Annotated in this window: 16 protein-coding genes; 3 read left to right on the forward strand and 13 right to left on the reverse strand. The window is 45.7% G+C overall.

Translation table 11 applies throughout. The annotated features are described in order from the left end of the window. Window positions 1-27: 27 nt before the first annotated feature. Window positions 28-2,406 (forward strand): PilZ domain-containing protein, encoded by a 2,379-nt coding sequence (locus M0413_RS11885; RefSeq protein WP_169546887.1) that lies wholly within the window; start codon window positions 28-30, stop codon window positions 2,404-2,406. Between the two features lies 1 nt (window position 2,407). On the opposite strand, the gene M0413_RS11890 is transcribed toward M0413_RS11885, so the two are convergent. Beyond that, window positions 2,408-3,361 carry an alpha/beta fold hydrolase gene (locus tag M0413_RS11890; RefSeq protein ID WP_413740199.1) on the reverse strand — a complete coding sequence of 318 codons (954 nt, stop codon included), beginning with the start codon at window positions 3,359-3,361 and terminating at the stop codon, window positions 2,408-2,410. 137 nt (window positions 3,362-3,498) lie between these two features. Further along, window positions 3,499-4,491: a phosphoserine phosphatase SerB gene (gene serB, locus M0413_RS11895; protein ID WP_249554359.1), complete on the reverse strand. Its 993-nt coding sequence runs from the start codon at window positions 4,489-4,491 to the stop codon at window positions 3,499-3,501. Window positions 4,492-4,534: 43 nt separating this feature from the next. On the opposite strand from serB, the gene M0413_RS11900 reads away from it, so the two are divergent. Then, window positions 4,535-5,746 carry a YtjB family periplasmic protein gene (locus M0413_RS11900; RefSeq protein ID WP_249554361.1) on the forward strand — a complete coding sequence of 404 codons (1,212 nt, stop codon included), beginning with the start codon at window positions 4,535-4,537 and terminating at the stop codon, window positions 5,744-5,746. A gap of 168 nt (window positions 5,747-5,914) precedes the next feature. On the opposite strand, the gene deoD is transcribed toward M0413_RS11900, so the two are convergent. The 11 genes from deoD to pnp form a co-directional block, all read right to left on the reverse strand. Further along, window positions 5,915-6,625: a purine-nucleoside phosphorylase gene (gene deoD / locus M0413_RS11905; protein WP_011621831.1), complete on the reverse strand. Its 711-nt coding sequence runs from the start codon at window positions 6,623-6,625 to the stop codon at window positions 5,915-5,917. A 91-nt stretch (window positions 6,626-6,716) separates the two neighbouring features. Then, window positions 6,717-7,931: a phosphopentomutase gene (locus tag M0413_RS11910; protein ID WP_069453334.1), complete on the reverse strand. Its 1,215-nt coding sequence runs from the start codon at window positions 7,929-7,931 to the stop codon at window positions 6,717-6,719. A gap of 9 nt (window positions 7,932-7,940) precedes the next feature. Continuing rightward, window positions 7,941-9,272 (reverse strand): thymidine phosphorylase, encoded by a 1,332-nt coding sequence (deoA, locus tag M0413_RS11915; protein WP_037415345.1) that lies wholly within the window; start codon window positions 9,270-9,272, stop codon window positions 7,941-7,943. 184 nt (window positions 9,273-9,456) lie between these two features. Then, window positions 9,457-10,227 carry a deoxyribose-phosphate aldolase gene (gene deoC, locus M0413_RS11920; RefSeq protein WP_011625501.1) on the reverse strand — a complete coding sequence of 257 codons (771 nt, stop codon included), beginning with the start codon at window positions 10,225-10,227 and terminating at the stop codon, window positions 9,457-9,459. A 411-nt stretch (window positions 10,228-10,638) separates the two neighbouring features. Continuing rightward, complete coding sequence (locus M0413_RS11925; protein WP_037415346.1) at window positions 10,639-11,478, reverse strand: nucleoside-specific channel-forming Tsx family protein; 840 nt, start codon at window positions 11,476-11,478, stop codon at window positions 10,639-10,641. Between the two features lie 348 nt (window positions 11,479-11,826). Then, window positions 11,827-13,086 (reverse strand): NupC/NupG family nucleoside CNT transporter, encoded by a 1,260-nt coding sequence (locus M0413_RS11930; RefSeq protein WP_037415347.1) that lies wholly within the window; start codon window positions 13,084-13,086, stop codon window positions 11,827-11,829. Between the two features lie 176 nt (window positions 13,087-13,262). Continuing rightward, window positions 13,263-14,027 (reverse strand): TatD family hydrolase, encoded by a 765-nt coding sequence (locus M0413_RS11935; RefSeq protein WP_172587603.1) that lies wholly within the window; start codon window positions 14,025-14,027, stop codon window positions 13,263-13,265. Window positions 14,028-14,037: 10 nt separating this feature from the next. Then, on the reverse strand, window positions 14,038-14,220 hold the full coding sequence (locus M0413_RS23025) for a DUF5363 family protein (protein ID WP_306299126.1): 183 nt from the start codon (window positions 14,218-14,220) through the stop codon (window positions 14,038-14,040). Window positions 14,221-14,289: 69 nt separating this feature from the next. Next, window positions 14,290-15,870 (reverse strand): peptide chain release factor 3, encoded by a 1,581-nt coding sequence (gene prfC, locus M0413_RS11940; RefSeq protein WP_037415348.1) that lies wholly within the window; start codon window positions 15,868-15,870, stop codon window positions 14,290-14,292. Between the two features lie 99 nt (window positions 15,871-15,969). Continuing rightward, on the reverse strand, window positions 15,970-16,872 hold the full coding sequence (gene nlpI / locus M0413_RS11945; protein ID WP_037429687.1) for a lipoprotein NlpI: 903 nt from the start codon (window positions 16,870-16,872) through the stop codon (window positions 15,970-15,972). Window positions 16,873-17,063: 191 nt separating this feature from the next. Continuing rightward, window positions 17,064-19,163, reverse strand: a complete 2,100-nt coding sequence (gene pnp, locus M0413_RS11950) for a polyribonucleotide nucleotidyltransferase (protein ID WP_144345730.1) — start codon at window positions 19,161-19,163, stop codon at window positions 17,064-17,066. Window positions 19,164-19,358: 195 nt separating this feature from the next. Between pnp and M0413_RS11955 the strand changes: the two genes are divergently transcribed. Beyond that, a complete protein-coding gene (locus M0413_RS11955; protein WP_249554363.1) occupies window positions 19,359-21,413 on the forward strand; it encodes a putative bifunctional diguanylate cyclase/phosphodiesterase in 2,055 nt (684 codons plus the stop codon). Window positions 21,414-21,426 lie beyond the last annotated feature (13 nt).

Genomic DNA, 21,426 nt, shown 5'->3' on the forward strand with positions numbered 1-21,426 from the left:
AAAATCAGCATTAGAAAAGACCACTACATGAGTTTAGATAACCATAGTGCACTCATAGAACAACTCAAGCCGCTGCTCATGGAACCTAACTTCCAGGAGATTTTCCAGCAGCTGACTGTCGATGAAAACAATTCCACCCGTTTTTTATTAAAAATGGAGTTGAATCGTTTAGCTTCGCCCTGCACGCGGATTATTGACCTTAGGGATAAGTCAGAGTTGCCCTGTAGTGAAGTCATGCTGGGTCAGCAGCGCCATTTTCTCGATGAGCCAGCTAAACATAGCCTGCAAGAGGCCATGTCCTTATACCGTAACAAATACACTTTAGGTGTATATGAATACGTCATCGCCGCCCATCAACTTCGGCGACAAAAACTACGCCAGGTGACACAACAAAGCGATACCGTCGAACTCGAACCCTTTATGGTGCCAGGCGTTGTACTCGGCAGTTATTTTAATCGCACTGAAGAGCGGATGAATTACAGTATCCGCATTGCCGTTTCCCAACCTGGCAGACCTGAAATGCCGGGGATCACCGTTGATTTATCCATTGGTGGTGCGCGCATTCGCTTGGCGGCGAATCATCCTTTTGACCTCGATAAACCGCTAAAGGTAAAGCTTCTCGAGCTAAGTGAAGAATATTATTACCCCGATCTACAACTTGGAGTCGATTACCACATTGTTGATAGCCAAACTAATGGTGAATTTATTTGGTTAAGATTGAAGCGTATTGGTGGCACTGATGCGCTAGGTGAAATGCTGGGCAATTTGATTCGAGGCTATAAACTCCGTTATAAACTCGATGTGAACGATGTTTTGGTGACAGCATCCGGCCTGGGATTCGAGCGTCATTATCTGCCGCATTTGCCACATTTACCGTTATTTTTGAATCAACAAACCCAATCAATTAGCCATATGCTGCTGAGTCGAGATAATCAGCAGATAGTGCATTATTTTCAAGATGAGAACGATATCAGCCAGTTACCAGCAATGCTGACATCAGCACGGCTTTCTGCGCTACTTAGCCATCCCGAAAATCCTGACTATGGGTTATTTTTTACGTTTACCTACAACGCCCAAGGCTGCTTGTATTTTTATTCGGCTACCTTAGCCGAATTAAAAGCTAAAGGCTTGGTATCATTGTTTTTAGGTTTTGCTTCAACCAAACCAAGCTGGCGTATTTTTAAACTGGTTCCTGATAAAATTTACCATGCTAAAGGCTATCGCCGAGCGACATTGCCTGGGGATGATGCCAAATATAGTCCGCTGGTCGAACAACAGTTAGCGCTGTTTAGCCATATGCTACAACTTATCGATCTGACCAATGAGGATGAAAGAGCGACCTATAAAGCCTGGCAGGATGATAGCAATGCCAATGCCCTAAAAGCTTTCGGCCAGCAACGGCTCAGCACCCACCAAATCAAACCGATTGCAATGCAATTTAGTGAGCGGCGGCAGGAAGCACGCTTCGCCTTTAAAACCTTAGTCAATGTCTCGCAGGGTGGCCTAAAAGCAACAGGAATCACCTTAGATATCTCAGGTCGTGGCATGCAGCTCACGCTCGACAATCCCACGGCGTTTGTAACCAATAAACCCTTGATGATCAGTTTACCTAAACTGCAAACCATTGCCGGCAAAACTCAACTCGAGAATTTACCCTACCGCTTAGTTCGAACCCGTAAGAATGGCGTCACGTTACATTTAGCCGCTGTCATGGGCCATACGCCCCATGTCGGTGTCGAGTTTTTAAACAAATTGATCGCCCACAATAAAGAAAAGCTAGAACAACTCACTGAAAATAATAGTGAAGCAAACGAACTTGCTGATGGACTAAAAAATATCCTATTACGCGAACTCCATTCTGTGCCCTACTTCGTTGAAAAAACGACTAAATCAGCACAAGTGGCTTGCTTAGGCGTCAGTACTGAACATGATGAAATTAGTGATATTTTTGCCGCGGGTTCTTCAGATACGTTGCAATATAACCTCGCTCCGCTGCTCAAGGATGGCTTTTTTAAACGGGATATTCTCGACCCCATCCGCCAAATGAAACCCCAGCAGGATATGGATTTTATTGAAGTCTTTATTCAACTGACGCGTCAGTCCCGCGGCCGATTCCATTTAAAATGTATACCCGCGATTGAAGTCGGTGATGCTCAAGCTAAAGTCGCGTTTATCACCCAAAGTAAATTGGCTGGACGCTTTATGGCACTGCGAATTTACCGAGGAGCCACCGAAAAACCAGATATGGGATATCTGCGCCGCGAATTGGAATATATCAATATCCATGCAAATCACAGGGCAAAACAACTTGAAGATCAGCTCTGGCGTATTATCGGTGTAGGTGAATTGCTGGATATCACCCAAGAGGTGGAATTAAGATACCCAGTGTTACATAAACAGGCCTAACTTATTCCTCGTCTTTTAATACCGCGAGTTCAAAGCCTAAATACCAATCGCGGATCAGCGGAAAATGGTCACTCATCGCATCCAGATGAGTCAGCATATCCGCATGGCCATAGTCGTGTTTAAAGCCGTTCGCCTTTGAGAGCAAAGTGAATTTCACTTGGCGAAAGCCACACTCAGAGATCATATCGGCGACATCTTCAGGATGCCCAAGCACAGTATCGTTTTGCCCCGCTATAAACCAAGCGACGGGCCAGTTGGCTGCCTTAGCCGCCTTGGCATAATCAAAACCGTCATCGTGATCGCGCCACTCACCTCGCACCCAATCAATACTTTGATTCAATGATGCCCGACTCTCGTTATCCATACCGACACGCAGTTTATCGGCGGCGAGATATCCCTGCCCAACCGCTAAACTTGGTGCAAGGCGATTCCAAAACACATCGACCATCAACCATTTTTTGAAAGATTTGACGCGAATAGTGCGTTTACTGCCGAAGGTGAGCAGTGAACGCACACTTTGCTGCAGTTCAGGGTAACGCGCTAAGGCGCTCGCCATCAACACTCCGCCCCAGGAATGGGCGCACCAATGCACACGTGAGGGGGATATTTTCCCCTGTTCCTGACAGGCCTGATTATGAATATTCAAAATATACTGTTGTACTAATAGCAATTGCTCACGGATCACCTCACCTTGTCCTAAGGTAAAATCTCGACTGATTTTTGGTAAACTTAATCCTCGTCCAGCGGTATCGAGCACATAAACCACAAAACCCGCCTTAGCAAGAAAACATCCCAAACCACGACCGCTCTGGCTGTAAAAAACTCGGCCATTTGACATAGCGCCATGCAACATCAGGATCGGCGGTTTAGAAAAATCAGCAGTAATTGGCAACAACTGGCGCAAGTGTAACTGTCCATCCCGATAAGGAAGATAGAGGGAGGTTTGTGAAAATATTTGAGCAGAATGCTCATCTGGAGTTGAAGTCAAAGTCAGTCACTGGTAGTCCATTAATGAACACTAAACTACCAGTTAAGCCTCAAAAAACAAGAGTCATTACTCTAATGTCGCCACATAATCGACTGAGACTCTTATTAACACTGCAATAGATAAGGCAATACTCTAAGGTCCAAACTACGGATCCGAGCATCTGCTGCGGCGGCAAGTTTGGGCTTGGCATGGAAGGCAATCCCAAAGTCAGCCGCCTGCACCATAGGAATATCGTTAGCACCATCACCTATCGCCACACGTTGCCCCACTGGGATTTGCCATTCTTGGCTACAACGGTTGACCACATCGGCCTTAAACTGGGCATCGACGACTTTTCCGGTGACGGCTCCCGCCAGCTGACCGTCCGTTATGACTAATTCATTGGCAAAGGCCGCATCTAAATTCAGCAGCTGTTTTAAGTGACCAACAAACGGCGTGAAGCCTCCTGAAGCCACAACGAGGCGCCAATGGTGCGACTTAAGCTCGGTCAACATAGCCTCAAGACCCGGCATCAATGGCAAAGTGTCACACAAGGTTTGAATAATCTTGGCATCGGCGCCCTGAAGCTGGGCAACCCTTTGGCGCAGACTCTGCTCAAAATCCAACTCGCCCTGCATCGCGCGCTCAGTGATCGCCGCCACTTGCTCGCCAACCCCAGCCCTCGCGGCAAGCTCATCAATACATTCAATTTGGATCGCGGTAGAATCCATGTCCATCACCAGTAAACCGGGCTCGCTCAGTTTAGGTAATGGGCCATGAATTAAATGTAACTCTACCTGAGATGGACAGGTTGCTAACAATTCGGCACTGGGCTCTACAGGCAGCGCTAATTCGACGCAATGCAGTGCCACTTGACGACGAATAGGTGCAATGGAGAGCATGGTTAATTTGAGACTTTCAGCCAGAGAAACAATCCAAGTCGCAAGAGAGTCCTCAAGACTTAAATCTTCGTAAATCAGACGCATAGCAAATACACTCAGGGATGACCGCGTAGACGATTCCTGATAAGCCTCAAAACTGAGCCCCTGATATTCAAAACGAGGTAAAGGGTTAGCTGCTAACCATACAAACAGCGGATTTTGGTTCAAGCTTTCCATAGGACTCGTGTTCTCCAACTATCGGGCTCACGCAGAATCAATTATGATTAGGCAAGCGCTCTCATTATTAAGGGTCAAAGTGTTATATCTTAAAGGGCTAAAGAAAAGCCATAAAATCAGTAGACTGCTCCAAATCGCCATCGCCTTGACCTTGATGGTCGGCTTAGTGCAATTGTGGCAAACAAGCCTACTACAAGGTCAGCTGCTTCTAAAGTCCCAAACGCAAAAGATGGCCAGATTACTGGTGCAGCAAACGGCCTATAGCGCGGCGCCCGCCCTACAATTACAAAATGATGAGCAACTCCAGTGGCTCGCCAGCGCTCTAGTTGAAGATCCTAAGGTGATGTCAGCTGCAATATTTAGCGATCAAGGAATACGCTTAGCCTTTGCTCAAAGCCTGACTAAAGATGCCTTAGATCCCGAATCAGAAGAAATGAGTCTGCTACTGAGCAAATATCCCCCCTATGTTGAACCCGTGACTCAGGATGGCAAGAATTTAGGTTATGTCGAGGTTAGGCTCGATACCAAACTATTTTTTAATGAAATCAAAGAAGCGCATAACCTGAATATGGAGCAGCAACAAATAATGCTGCTGGTTGCTGGCCTAATAGGCATGTTGTTATCCCGCGCTTTATCTTTTAAACGCGCCGATTTTGACCGTCGCCGCACCCGCGCCAAATTGCGTAAAAACCCTAAAAAGAATAAAGCGATAAAAGCCCCTGAAGCGGCTGAGGAATCGAAGTCTGCGGGTCATCAGGATGAGCAGTTGGATGAAGTCATCGCGAGTGATACAGAGGCCGCTCAAAAGCCGACAGAAAATAAAGAAACCGAAGAAAATAAACAAACTACAGATACTTTGCCTTTAGGAAAAATCACAGAAAACGCTAAAGTGCCGGATGAAAACAGTAATCAAGCCAGTATTCAGCCTAAAGTGAAGAAGGCCAAAGCCATTACAGAAACAAAAACTGAGTCTGAGCAAATGCCAGAGCAAGTGTCTGATCTGAAAACTGAGTTGAAACCAGAAACAGCACCTGAGATAGGAGCAAAGGATGATTCATCATCCAACACTATGCCTCAGTCTAAAACGCAGTCGACGCAAGCTGTTGCGTCGGCCACAGAGCCACAAACCTCAGTATCCACCCCGAATAAACCTAAGGTTAAATCGGTCCGCCGCGTGAAGACCAATACCTCGAAATCCTCCGCGGAGAAAGTCCCTGTTCAACCGAGCGATTTAGACACAGACTCAACGGGTTAATTGAAGCGTCTCAGGTCAAACTGAGGCATCTTTGGTCTGCGCCGCATTACAGGATTTTATCCATCGAACATTTGGCAGCACGGTTTAGCAGGCTAATCTAAAAGAAGACAGGGTAATAAAAAGGGTTCGCAATGCGAACCCTTTTCTTATGACTGCATTAGCAACACATTACAGCGTAATTGCAGCGTCTAATGTCATCACGATCATATCGTTGAACGTGGTTTGACGCTCATCAGAAGTGGTTTTTTCGCCAGTACGGATATGGTCAGATACCGTTACCACACACAGTGCACGGGCACCGAATTCATGGGCAACACCGTATAAACCAGCGGCTTCCATCTCTACGCCTAACACGCCCATTTTTTCCATCACGTCAAACATTTGTGGATCAGGAGTGTAGAACAGGTCGGCAGAGAAAACGTTACCAACACGGATCTTAGTGCCTTTCACTTTGGCAGATTCGATCACGGCATTCATCAGCTCGTAGTTCGCGATAGCCGCGAAATCTTGGCCTTTGAAACGTAAACGGTTAACTTGAGAATCGGTACAAGCCCCCATGCCGATGATCACATCGCGCACTTTAACGTCAGTGCTGATCGCGCCACAAGTACCCACGCGGATCAGGTTCTTAACGCCGTAGTCTTTAATTAATTCGGTTGCATAGATTGAGCATGAAGGAATACCCATGCCTGAACCCATAACAGAAATACGTTTACCTTTGTAAGTACCAGTAAAACCTAGCATGTTTCGAACGTCAGTCACTTGCTCAACATTTTCTAAGAATGTTTCAGCAATATATTTTGCACGTAATGGATCGCCAGGAAACAGAACCGTCTCAGCGAATGCGCCCTCTACAGCATTAATGTGTGGTGTTGCCATCGAAATAACCCCTGTTTATTTTATTAAGACTTAAGTCTTTGTTTACTGACGGCCCAATGCTGGCCGCCAAATCGAGATCTTGCACGTTTACTTAGATAAACGACTCACCGTATTCCATCGGCTCAAGCTTGAAGTAGCTAGCGATAGATTGGCCGATATCGGCGAAACTGTTACGGCGACCGAGTGAGCCGGCTTTCAGTCCTGCGCCATAAGCCAATACAGGCACATATTCACGAGTATGGTCCGTACCTTGCCATGTTGGGTCGCAACCATGGTCAGCGGTGAGGATTAACAGATCGTCCTCATCCAGCAGCGCCAGCATTTCAGGTAAACGCGAGTCGAAATACTCCAGCCCTTTCGCATAACCTGCTACATCACGGCGGTGGCCATAGTGGGAGTCAAAATCAACAAAGTTAGTGAATACGATAGTATTTTCACCCGCTGATTTCACTTCGGCTAACGTTGCATCAAATAACGCTTCTAAACCGTTTGCCTTCACCTTTTTGGTGATGCCACAGTAAGCGTAAATGTCGGCAATCTTACCCACACTCACCACTTCACCACCGGCGGCTTTTAACTTATCTAACACTGTCTTCGCTGGCGGCTCGAGGGAGTAATCCTTACGGTTACCAGTACGAGCAAAGTCGCTTGGGCCAGTACCATCGAATGGACGCGCAATCACACGGCCAATGTTATAAGGTTCTAACTCTTCACGAGCGATTTCGCAAAGACGATATAAATTTTCTAAGCCAAATGTGCCTTCATGGCAGGCAATCTGGAATACAGAATCTGCCGAGGTGTAAAAAATTGGCTTGCCAGAGCGCATATGCTCTTCGCCTAATTCTTCCAGAATAGTAGTACCAGAAGCATGGCAGTTACCTAAAAAGCCATCGAGTCCCGCACGGGCCAAAATCTTATCGGTCAGCTCTTTAGGGAATGAGTTTTGGTGCTCGCTAAAATAGCCCCATTCGAATAATACGGGTACTCCCGCCATTTCCCAGTGACCGCTCGGGGTATCTTTACCCGAACTTAATTCCTGAGCGTGGCCATAGGCACCAATCAGCTCAACATTGTCCGCAAAGCCTGGTGCAAACGCCCCAGTACTCTCCATCGCGGCATGGGCTAACCCTAAACGGGCCAAGTTTGGCAGAGCTAATGGGCCTTTACGACCAGTATCCGCTTTACCTTCGGCGCAGGCTTTGGCGATATGGCCAAATGTGTCAGAACCTAGATCCCCAAACTTGGCAGCGTCACCAGCAGCGCCCACGCCAAAGGAATCCAACATCATTATAACTGTACGTTTCATAATTCTTCCTTAAAGATCCGAAGCTCGAATATAAGCATAGATCTCAGGTGTTTTTTCTGGAGCGACTTCATCGATATGAATCGCTTTTTTCACCGCTTCTTCTGCCTGCGCAAAGGCTTCTTCAGATTGCGCGTGGATCACAGCAATCGGCGTAGAAGCATCAATTTTATCGCCAAGGGCACAGACTTGCGTCAAACCAACACTGTAGTCGAGTGCATCACCAGGTTTGCGACGACCACCACCTAAGGTAACCACGGCTAAACCGAGTTCGCGGGTATCCATGCTGTAGGCATAACCTTGGGTATCCGCAAAGACAGGGCGAATAATTTGCGATTGCGGTAAGTACTTACTGTAGTTTTCGACAAAATCGACGGGGCCACCGAGGCCTGAAACCATCTTGCCAAAGATCTCGGCAGCACGGCCATTATCGAGTACACGGTTTAACTTGGCACGGGCATCCGCTTCATCAGTCGCTAAGCCACCAAGGAGTAACATCTCGGCGCAAAGACCCATAGTCACAGCGTACAGACGAGGATTACGGTAAGCACCGGTTAAGAAGTCGATGGCTTCTTTCACTTCAACCGCATTACCCGCACATGAGGCTAATACTTGGTTCATGTCGGTGAGTAAGGCCGTCGTTTTAGTACCTGCGCCATTGGCTACCGCTGCAATGCTGCGAGCAAGCTCTTCAGAGGCTTCGTAAGTTGGCATAAATGCGCCGCTACCGACTTTAACGTCCATCGCCAATGCATCGAGACTACAAGCTAATTTCTTAGAGAGAATAGAGGCGGTAATGAGGGAGATGGATTCGACGGTCGCAGTGTTGTCACGGATGGAGTAGAAACGTTTATCGGCGGGGACCAGATCGCCAGTTTGGCCAATAATCGCCACACCAACGTCTTTAACCACTTTGCGGAACAATTCACTCGAAGGTTCGGTTTGATAACCGGGAATAGCGTCGAACTTATCGAGCGTACCGCCTGTATGTCCGAGTCCGCGACCCGAAATCATCGGCACATAACCACCGCAGGCAGCGGCCATAGGGCCGAGCATAAGACTAATCACATCACCGACACCACCTGTACTGTGTTTATCGATGACTGGGCCATTAAGACCAAGTGATTGCCAATTGAGTACAGTGCCAGAATCGCGCATTGCCGTAGTCAAAGCGATTCTTTCATCCATATTCATGTCATTGAAATACACAGCCATGCCTAATGCGGCGATCTGACCTTCCGACACTGCATTAGTGGTAATGCCCTTAACGAAGAACTGGATCTCTTCGGTACTTAAGGCTAACCCATTGCGTTTCTTACGTATAATTTCTTGAGCTAGAAACATGATACTGCCTCCAAGCTAAATACTAATACAACATATCCGTTATTTAGCTTTGCAATGAAACATCAAAACTGTAGCAATATTACAATCACATGCTATCGAAGTTTTGATGTTTCCAACTAGATTTAGGTCACACTTAATTAGTTTCGATATACGATTTTGGTATTAATCGAGATGCAATGTTCGATTAATAGCCTTGAGTCGGCTTAGGCGCATCGGCTAATTCTAACGTGTGTAACAAGCTATTGAGTAAGCTTGAAGCACCAAATCTAAAGGTACGTGGAGAGACCCAATCCGCACCAAGAATACGCTCAGCCACACCTAAAAACTCTGCAGCTTGAGCAGCATCACGTACGCCGCCAGCAGGCTTAAAGCCTACTTTGGTGTTCTTCTCACTGATCACAGTCAGCATGATTTCAGCCGCTTCAAGGGTTGCGTTGACAGGCACTTTACCGGTAGACGTCTTAATAAAATCAGCTCCGGCATCGATAGACAGTTCAGAGGCGCGGCGAATAAGCGCAGGATCGGCTAATACACCCGATTCAATGATGACTTTCAGCAATACTTCGCCACAGGCTTCTTTACAGGCTTTGACTAACTCATAGCCGACTGTTTCGTTGCCTTCCATCAGCGCGCGGTATGGAAATACCACATCCACTTCATCGGCGCCATAGGCAACCGCTGCACGGGTTTCTAATACCGCAATAGCGATATCGTCGTTACCGTGTGGGAAGTTGGTTACTGTCGCGATTTGAATGTCTTCGGCGCCCAATTCATCGAGGGTCTTACGTGCGATAGGAATGAAGCGAGGATAGATACAGATGGCAGCAGTATTACCCGCTGGCGTTACCGCTTTGTGACACAGGTCGATCACCTTCTGATCGGTATCGTCATCATTTAAGGTGGTTAAATCCATAAGTTCGATGGCGCGTTGTGCTGCTTTTTTTAAATCAGTCATAATAGCTCTCCAAAAGAAAAAACAAATAAATAGAAATCAGTCGCTTATAAGCAACGCTTAGAGGTGGCATTATTTTGATTATTTTTATATGGCCGGGCCTTCAGGCGATGCCGAGTAATTTGTGTAGGGCAAATTACATATTTATTAGGTATTCAATCTTGCCTATACATAACTAGGCATCCTGACACTTAAATTGACTATAAGTGATCACGACTTGAATCCTTGAAGACCGGAAGAGAGGAGACGAATAATATCTTGTTCCTACTTTTCCGCGAAAAATCCGTTTTAGCGCGAGAAAAACACAAACCTTTATATAAACGCACTGCTCAAATTATAAATGGGTTTAGATAAAGATTCATGACACATAAAAGATGGAGCCGCCATCGCGGCTCCAACGGCTCTTACAAGAAATTAAAACTTGTAAGTAGCAGACAGGTAGTGTGACCAACCTGTTGATTCTAGAGCCAGTGCACCAGCACCGTCTTCTAACAGGTAAACGTCTTTGAAGCCTTTCAGGCCATAGCCCAGAGCGTAACGATCTGAGTGCCAGTATAGACCGAAGAAGATGTTACCACCGTTAGAGGTTTTTGGTACGAAAGCAGTCTTGTCTTCGTCAGCACCGAATTGGTAATCGATATAACCTTGGAATGACAGGAAGCTCTTGTTGTCGAAGAAGTAGAAAGGCTTGAACCAGTTAGCAGAGAATTGGTAACCGTTCCACTCTTTAGCGTTCATGTCGTAGAAACCGTACAGGTTCATACCTGTTTTGCCTAACCAAGGCACGTTTACGTCAGCACCAACACCCCAGAAAGTAGAGTTAACGCCTTCACCGTTCAGACCATCCCAGTTGAACAGAGTAGAGAAGTAAACTTCTTGTACTGGGCCGAAAGATAAATCTTTACCCGTTAATGCATCGATAGAAACACGTGGAGCAAATTTCATGAACAGTTTGCTAGTGCCAGAACCTGGGTTCTTGTCACCGTTGCTGCTTGATTGGTTTGCTAAGTTGAATACGTCAACATAACCATAGAGATCGAATACACCAGAACGGCCGCCGAACTCCATTTCTAAGTAGTTGTGTTGGTCGCCAGTAGCTGGGTTATCAGGCTTTTCGCCGATAGAGTACATAGCGTTGAACTGCATCCACTTGTAGTCAGAACCGTGAAGGTCAGTACGGTCTGCAGCAAATGCGTTGCCGGAGATTGCTGCTACTGCTGTAGCGGCTAAAGCTAAAGTTTTAACGTTTTTCATCATCAACCCCATTATTTTGGTTGCTACCGTCTAGGGTAGCGTTCTTTTTGTGGCGCTCGCATTTTACCTCGATTAAAAAAAATCTCAATAATCTTGCGTAAAATCACGAACACAAAATTCTTAATTGTGAACAAAGTCGCGACTTATTGTTTACGACTAATTAACTTAACCGTACGTCACGACCGTAAGACAGCATCACAGCTAAAGTTTAGTTGTAATCTGACCTATACAATCGGAGAAACTATTCACTACAGGAATCACTACTGGAAAATGGTTGAATTAACTTAGGTCCTGCCCTGCATGGTCAGGACCTAGTTAGTGGGGAATCTCTCCCCAACGTTTCTGTGCTTAGATAGCTAAGAACAGACCCGCAATTGTTGCACTCATTAAGTTAGCTAACGAGCCTGCGATAACCGCACGAATACCCATTTTAGCTAAATCGTGACGACGGTTAGGAGCCATAGCACCTAAACCACCCAACAGAATCGCGATAGAAGACAAGTTCGCAAAACCACACAGTGCAAACGAAACAATCGCTTTGGTTCTGTCGGTCATAGCTAAACCAGTTTCAGCCACAACCATACCGCCATCAGCGATGTCTTTTAAGTATGGAGCAAAGTTCAGGTAAGCTACGAATTCGTTAACAATGATCTTTTGACCAATGAAAGAACCAGCAACTAATGCTTCATTCCAAGGCACACCGATAAGGAATGCTAAAGGCATGAACACATAGCCAAGGATCAGTTCCAGTGTTAAACCTTCAACACCAAACCAACCACCTACACCACCGATGATGCCGTTGATCATAGCGATCAAGCCAACGAAGGCTAACAGCATTGCACCTACGTTCAGCGCTAAATGCATACCAGATGAAGCACCCGCAGCAGCAGCGTCTAATACGTTAGCTGGCTTATCAGGATCTTCTGGTAATTCATCCATGTCGTTTTTAGCAACTTCAGTTTCTGGGTGCATCAGTTTAGCCATTAATAGACCACCTGGTGCCGCCATGAATGACGCAGCAACTAAGTACTCAATAGGCACGCCCATTTGCGCGTAACCAGCCAGTACTGAACCTGCAATAGAAGCTAAACCACCCACCATGATCGCAAACAGTTCTGATTGAGTCATAGTAGGAATGAATGGACGAACAACTAACGGCGCTTCAGTTTGACCAACGAAGATGTTAGCAGTCGCAGACATAGATTCAGTACGGCTTGTGCCTAATGCTTTTTGCAGACCACCACCGATGATACGGATGATCCACTGCATTACGCCTAAATAGTACAGAACGGCGATTAGAGAAGAGAAGAACACAATAACTGGCAACACGTTTACCGCGAAGATAAAGCCAAGTTTGAAGTTAGCTAAATCACCGAACAGGAAACCGATACCGTTTTGTGCATAACCGATAACGCTAGATACGGCGTCAGATACACCTTTCAGGATATCTTTACCGACAGGAACGTACAGTACAAAACCACCGAAGGCAGCTTGGATGGCTAATGCCCCACCCACAGTACGCAAGTTAATTGCTTTTTTGTTATTCGATAGGAGGAAACCTATCGCAAGTAGGACGACCACCCCTACTAAGCTCATCAATATATTCATTAACCATCACCCTATTGTTAACACTTTTTAATTATGTTGTTAATCAACCTATTTCCGAGTCAGATTATACCCGAGAGAAAGTCGAAAATCGTCGTTTTGATCAAAATTTTGGAGTTTAATTTCAATCGCTTAGAGCAAAATGCTATTGCGACATACACCTGTTTAACCAAAAACAACTAAAGGTCAAACAGTTGCATTGCATTCGACACCAAGTGTTCTGATATTAGAACACTAGATTTTTTTTGCAAAGTTGCAATTTTGTCTATAAAAAGTACAGCATTAGCGGGTTGATTGCGTTTTTCGGTAACATTTAGCGGAGTCATGGCAGGAGAATCAGTCTCAAGTAGGAAACTTTCTAAGGGCAATTCACTGACAGTTTTGAGCAGTTTTTTCGCATTCGGATTCATCACTAAACCACCAATGCCTAGTTTAAAACCTAGCTTAGTGTATTCGAGTGCAATATCAGGACTGCCAGAAAAGGCGTGTATTACGCCCGCTTTTGGGAGTTTATGGCGCTTTAAATGGAATAGCACCTCTTGATGTGCCTTTACCGCATGGACGATAACGGGCAAATTCTGCTCATAAGCAAGCGCCAACTGAGCGTCAAAAAATGCTAACTGGTTGCTCCAATTGTCAGCATAAAGTTTGTCTAACCCACACTCACCAATGGCAACAAAACGGGGACATTCTCGTAACTGAGCAACCTGTAATGTTAATTCTGTGATGGCCTTATCAACATCTTCCGGGCAAAACCAAGGGTGGATCCCTAAGGCAAAATAACACTGGTATTGCTCAGCAATGGCCAATTGTTTAGTCCAGTGTTGTGGTGATACTCCTGGGATAATCAGATTATCGATGCCCGCATGATGCATACGCTGTATGACTTGATCGCGGTCACTATCAAACTCGACAAAATCGAGGTGCGCGTGAGTATCTAGCATCATCAATCTGTCACTCCGTTTTTGTGTCTCCATTCGATGATTGCGCTTTTATTTGACAATCAGCTTTAGTTCGAATTAGTGGCGGATCTTCTAATCTTGGCATGCAACAACGGCGATTCTCGGGCGTGAGTCCCATCTTGTCGCACCAACGGATATAAGCCTGCCACGCGCGAGTTATCCAACTTATCATCAGTCACCTCACAAATTTTAGATACAAAAAAGGCGGTGAATCACCGCCTTTAACCCTAGAGCTACTTACCTGTTAGTGCTCGCGCGTTTTAGCGAACTCGATATCAGGGTATCTTTCCATTGAAAGATTTAAGTTAACCATAGTTGGCGCAATGTAAGTTAAGTTATCACCACCGTCGAGCGCCAAGTTTTGGCTACACTTGCGGCGGAACTCTTCTAGCTTACGCTCATCTTTACAATAAACCCAGCGCGCAGTTGAAACGCTAATACCTTCGTAAATTGCCTCAACGTTGTACTCGCTCTTTAAGCGGCCAACAACCACTTCAAACTGGAGTACACCCACGGCACCCACGATCAAGTCATTGGTATCTAAAGGACGAAACACCTGCACAGCCCCTTCTTCAGATAGCTGAACTAAGCCCTTAAGTAATTGCTTTTGCTTGAGCGGATCGCGCAGACGAATACGGCGGAACATTTCGGGCGCAAAGTTAGGTACACCGGTAAAGCGGAACTTTTCACCTTGAGTGAACGTATCGCCGATACGAATGGTTCCGTGGTTATGTAAACCAATAATATCACCAGGATACGCCACTTCAGCGCGCTCACGGTCGCCCGCCATAAAGGTCAACGCATCGCTGACGTTAACATCTTTGCCGATGCGTACATGGTGCATCTTCATGCCTTGCTCATAGCGACCAGAGCAAACACGCATAAAGGCAACACGGTCACGGTGTTTAGGATCCATGTTTGCTTGAATTTTAAACACAAAACCGGTGAATTTTTCTTCGTCAGGCATGATCATCCGCACATCACTTTCACGAGGTAGCGGTTTAGGTGCCCACTCCACAATACCATCGAGGATATGGTCAACACCGAAGTTACCTAATGCGGTACCGAAGAACACTGGCGTAAGCTCACCCTTTAAGAAGGCTTGATGATCAAACTCGTTTGATGCTCCGCGAACCAGTTCCATTTCATCACGCAGATCAGCGGCATAGCTGCCAATCGCTTTATCCAGATCAGGGTTATCGATACCTTCAATTACACGGCGCTCTTGAATTGTGTGTCCCAAACCGCTTTGGTATAGCACCACTTCATCGCGCAGAATATGGTAAACACCCTTAAATTCTTTACCGCTACCAATAGGCCAAGTAATAGGCGCACAGGCGATATTAAGTACGTTCTCGACCTCATCCATCAGTTCGATAGGATCGCGAATATCACGGTCGAGTTTGTTCATAAAGGTCACGATAGGTGTATCGCGCAGACGGGTCACTTCCATCAATTTGATGGTACGATCTTCAACACCCTTTGCGGAGTCGATAACCATCAAGCAAGAGTCGACCGCCGTTAAGGTGCGGTAAGTATCTTCCGAGAAGTCTTCGTGGCCAGGGGTGTCGAGTAGGTTAACGAGCGCGCCACCATAGGGAAACTGCATGACAGACGTTGTAATCGAAATACCACGGTCTTTTTCCATTTCCATCCAGTCAGACTTAGCGTGCTGACCCGACTTTTTGCCCTTAACGGTACCCGCTTTCTGCAGCGCGTTTCCGAATAACAGCACTTTTTCGGTAATGGTGGTTTTACCCGCGTCGGGGTGCGATATAATCGCGAAGGTGCGACGTTTATCGACCTCTACTTTATTGTCTGACATTTAACCTATGCACTCGTATCGCTAAAAAAGGCGCAAATTATAGCGCCTCAGTGCGTGCTTGGCTAGGCAAAGCCCAAGATGAGCCTCGGGCGATAAGACTTATTTTGTGCCTTCGAGCAACCCTTTGACCTTTGCCAGCTCAATTCGCGCATATCTGTGCTCAACAAAGTCATAAATATTAGTCGCAAGGGCGAGACGGAAATAATTTGCAGCCTCTTGATATTGCTTATTGGCAATAGCCATTTTGGCAAGATAGAAATAAGCTTCACATAAACGTTCAGCATATTCTTTAGGATGAGTGAGGCCTAACTTGGCATCGGCAAATACCTGTTCACGACTCTTAACGCCCAAATAATAATCAACAATCACGGTTGACCATGCATCCGCTTCAAGCCCCTTACGGTGTTCCTGTAGCTGGCGTTTAGCCTCAACGGCATTATCCTTTGATTGGATCAAATACAACCATAATGCTCGGTAACCATCTTTATTATCGGCAGCATAGAAGGATTGCATATCTTTTAAGGCAAGATCGTTACGGTCACCATAATAAAGCGCGATACCACGATTCAAGTAGGCATAATCATAGTTTGGCGATAACTCTAATACACCATCAAACGCCTCATAGGCACTATCGTATTCCCCCTCTTGGGTATAATAAATACCAAGGAAATTATAGGCATCGGCTAAGTCTGGTTGCAATTTTAGCGCTTGCATAAAATCGATGCGCGCCATTAAACGCAAGCCCACGCTGTCGTAAATTACCCCACGATCATAATGGAAACGAGCGCGCTGCTCGTTGGTCAATTCAACAGCTGATAAAATCTCATTGAGCTTAGCAAGGGTCACCTCGACTTTATAATCAGTCATCACCGGGGCGATAACCAATTTACCTTCAACGTCATTTTGGTTGTCTAAGGGGGATTGAGTGGTCGCACATCCAGCCAACATCAAGCTGGCACCCGCCAGCACAGCAACAACAGCGGTTCTAATTTTAAGACTCATCCATTTCTACCTTTTTAGATTCCCAACTCACGCAGAAGAATGTTCATGATAGCAATCCCACAACTGGACTGCTATTGAGGAATAGCATTAAACACAACTTTATTAAACCCAAACAAACAAAAAGGAGATCAATTGATCTCCTTTTAGTCACGTCACGTCGAAACTGACACCGATAATGTCTGTTTAGACCATTATTCAGCAGCTGGCTCTTTAGTCTGTGCTTCTTTGATTGACAGTCTTACACGGCCTTGACGATCCACTTCCATCACTTTAACGGTGACTTCTTGGTTCAGTTCAAGGTGGTCAGAGACGTTAGCAACACGCTCATCGCTGATTTGCGAAATGTGCACTAAACCATCTTTACCTGGCAGAATGTTAACGAAGGCACCGAAGTCAACGATACGGATAACTTTACCGTTGTAGATACGACCCACTTCAACTTCTGAAGTGATTTCTTCGATACGACGGATAGCTTCTTTGGTGGCTTCACCATTAGAAGAAGCAATTCTAACTGTACCGTCATCTTCAAGCTCGATAGTAGTGCCGGTTTCTTCAGTCAGTGCACGAATTACCGCGCCGCCTTTACCGATAACATCACGGATCTTCTCTGGGTTGATCTTGATAGTTGTGATACGTGGAGCATGGTCAGAGATATCATCACGGTGCGAACCAATCGCTTGATCCATCACGTTTAGGATATGTACACGTGCGCCATAGGCTTGTTGCAGTGCAATTTCCATGATTTCTTTGGTAATACCTTCGATCTTGATATCCATCTGCAGTGCAGTCACACCGTCACGGGTACCGGCTACTTTGAAGTCCATGTCACCTAAGTGGTCTTCATCACCTAAGATGTCAGACAGAACCACAAAGTCATCGCCTTCTTTCACTAGACCCATAGCGATACCCGCTACAGAAGTCTTGATAGGTACACCCGCATCCATCAGCGCAAGAGACGTACCACAGACTGATGCCATAGAGCTTGAACCGTTAGATTCAGTGATTTCAGAAACCACACGTACACTGTATGGGAACTCTTCAGCAGAAGGCATTACTGCGTTGATACCGCGCCATGCTAACTTGCCGTGGCCGATTTCACGACGCTTAGGTGAACCCACCATACCTGTCTCACCAACAGAATAAGGAGGGAAGTTGTAGTGCAGCATGAAGCGGCTAGTGCGCTCGCCCATAATGCTATCAATCTTCTGTGCGTCACGCTCAGTACCTAAAGTACAAGTCACCAGCGCTTGGGTTTCGCCACGGGTAAACAGTGCACTACCGTGGGTACGTGGTAATACGCCTGCCAATACGCTTAATGCGCGAATCATATCTGGCTCACGACCATCGATACGCGGCTCACCACGGATGATGCGACCACGAACTACTTTCTTCTCTAAGCTACCGAGCAGACCATCAACTTCACGTAAATCAATATTAGGATTGCTTGCTAATAACGCTTCTTTCGTTGCAGCTTTAACAACAGCAACTTGAGCATAACGATCTTGCTTTACTTGGATTTTATACGCATCGCCTAAACCCGCTTCAGCAAGCGCTTTGATTTGAGCAACCAGCGTTTCATCTTGCACTGGAGCAGTCCAATTCCAAGCTGGTTTACCGGCTTCTGCTTTGAATTCAGCAATCGCTTTGATAACCACTTGTTGTTGGTCGTGACCATAAACCACTGAGCCTAACATCACTTCTTCTGGTAAGGCTTGAGCTTCTGACTCAACCATCAATACCGCGCTCTCAGTACCTGCAACAACCAAGTTTAGTTGGCTGCTTTCTAACTGAGTCACTGTTGGGTTCAGTACGTATTCGCCATTGATGTAACCCACACGCGCCGCACCTAATGGACCGCTGAATGGAATACCCGAAATGGCAAGCGCCGCCGAAGTACCGATCATCGAAATAATATCGGGCTCGATTTGTGGATCGACAGATACCACAGTGATGATAACTTGAACTTCGTTGGTGAAACCATTAGGGAAAAGAGGACGAATTGGACGGTCGATCAGGCGAGCGATTAATGTCTCATCTTCTGAAGGACGGCCTTCACGCTTAAAGAAACCACCAGGAATTTTACCCGCTGCATAGCTCTTTTCTTGATAGTTAACAGTCAGAGGAAAGAAGTCACGGCCTGCATCGGCTTCTTTTTTACCTACAACAGTGACTAACACTGTCGTGTCACCCATACTCGCTAACACGGCTGCATCAGCTTGACGCGCTATAACGCCTGTTTCCAGGGTGACTGTATGTTGACCATACTCAAAACTCTTTACAATTGGATTCACGTGACCCATTCCTTAATTAATGACCTTGAATTACGCGCGTAAGTATACTGCAATTATGAACCATAGATAAAGAGCAGATAATGATGACAAACGGCTATCTTTTCACTAAAGTGGTTAAATCAACAAAGAGTTATGCTCTACAGTGATATAGGCAATCCCCTCTGGTGAAAAATAACAATTAAAAGGAAGATCTGAATGACGGGTCGTTTTAAATCCCTAACTTGGAAACAGACTAACCTCGTCGTTTTTACTGCGTTATTTTTTGCTATCGCTATTTTTATTGTTGAAATTGCCCTTGTGGTAGTGTCCACCAAACATCAACTCACGACCACTCAACAGGAATTACTCGATTCGGTAGAACAACCCTCTGCTAATGCCGTTTGGGCACTAGATGATAATCTCGCAAGACAAACCTTAGAATGTGCAATAAAAGTTGAGCATGTAGGCTCAGCAGTCATCGAACTCGATGATGGCTCCATGTTTGTGTCAGTGAGTAATAATCAAAAAACCAGCTCACAAACTTTTATAAGCCTCAGCAATAAACTGTTTGATGATCTTAAAGAAATTTCACGCCCACTGTATCGTCCCTTCTATTTCGAAGGCACACAAAAACAACAGCTTATTGGCACATTGACTATTTTCTATGACACACAGGAACTGACTAATACCCTCTTTAGCCAACTCAGGTTTAGTTTTTTTGCAACCTTAGCCCGTGCACTTTTGCTCACCTTGGTATTATCTGTCGTCTTCCACCGCTTCTTAACCCAGCCGATAGCCCGGATAAGTGAAGCAATCGATAAAATCGCACCCGATTCGCCCGACGAAAACCTGCTCCCCATGTCCAATGCCCATAAGGATGATGAATTGGGACTGGTAACGTCGAAATTTAATCAGATCTTAATTCAATTTAGTCAAACCCAGTCAAAACTTCGAAAAATGGCAACACGAGATCCACTCACCGGATTGCCTAATCGTACTTTACTGCTCGAAACAATTGCCGTCACAATCCAACGCTCTAGAGTACACAAACGTAGCTTTGCGCTGATGTTTATCGACCTAGATCGCTTTAAAAATATTAATGACTCCCTAGGACACGCCCTTGGCGATCAATTCCTCGCCCGTATCGCGCGCATCCTCGAACGTGTAGTGGGTGATAAAGGCACAGTATCTCGCCTAGGCGGTGATGAATTCGTTATTTTAGCCGACTCAGTTCACTCTCCTGACCAAGCTGCTGATTTTGTCGATAAACTCTTAGTGCAACTTAATGTACCCATCCAATTGAATGAACACGCGATTCACCCTGCGGCTTCTATCGGAATATCTATCTATCCTGAGGATGGAAATAGCGCCGAAGATCTTATCCGCCATGCTGATATTGCGATGTACAGTGCAAAAGCGGCAGGTTCTAATCAATGGGCTTTCTTCAAACAGCAAATGACAGAACGAGCTGCGGTTAGACTTCGGACAGAAGCATCACTACATGATGCACTGAAAAATAATGAATTTCTGCTCTACTTCCAGCCTAAGCTTGATCTGCAAACAGGTAAAATTACCGGATGTGAAGCCTTAATCCGTTGGCAAAAAGATGGCCGCTTAATTAGTCCCATATCCTTTATTCCGGTGGCAGAGGAAACCGGCATTATTATCCCTATCGGTCGCTGGGTGATAGAGCAGAGTTGCCGAGTACTGCGGGAGTGGCAGAAGAAATATAACTATGCCATTCCTATCGCAATTAACGTCGCCTCACAACAATTTGCCGACGCAAGCTTAGTCTCTGATATCAAACAAATGGCGCTACGATACCAAATTCAACCAGAGTTATTAGAAATAGAGATTACTGAAACCTCATTAATGAATGATATAGAACTTGCTATCAACAAATTAGAACAACTTAAATCGGCAGGATTTGGTATCGCGGTAGATGATTTTGGTACTGGTTATTCCTCCCTATGCTACTTACGCCATCTGCCAATCACCACCATGAAAATTGATCGCTGCTTTGTTTCCGATCTTCCCAAGGATAGTGCAATTGCATCAACAATCTTGATGTTAGGTAAGCAATTAAACCTAACTATTGTGGCTGAAGGGATTGAGAACGAGCTGCAACTCGATTGGCTTAAGAGTAATGAGTGCCAGATAGGTCAAGGCTTTTACTTTAGCCAACCTTTACCACAGGCTGAATTTGAGACGCTATATATTGCCAGTCAAACAGCAACCATTAGTAAGATTGATGGATTACGTGGTGCCTAATGTACTGAGGATA

The sequence above is a fragment of the Shewanella sp. 8A genome (genome assembly GCF_023475945.1).
Taxonomy (GTDB): Bacteria; Pseudomonadota; Gammaproteobacteria; order Enterobacterales; family Shewanellaceae; genus Shewanella; species Shewanella xiamenensis.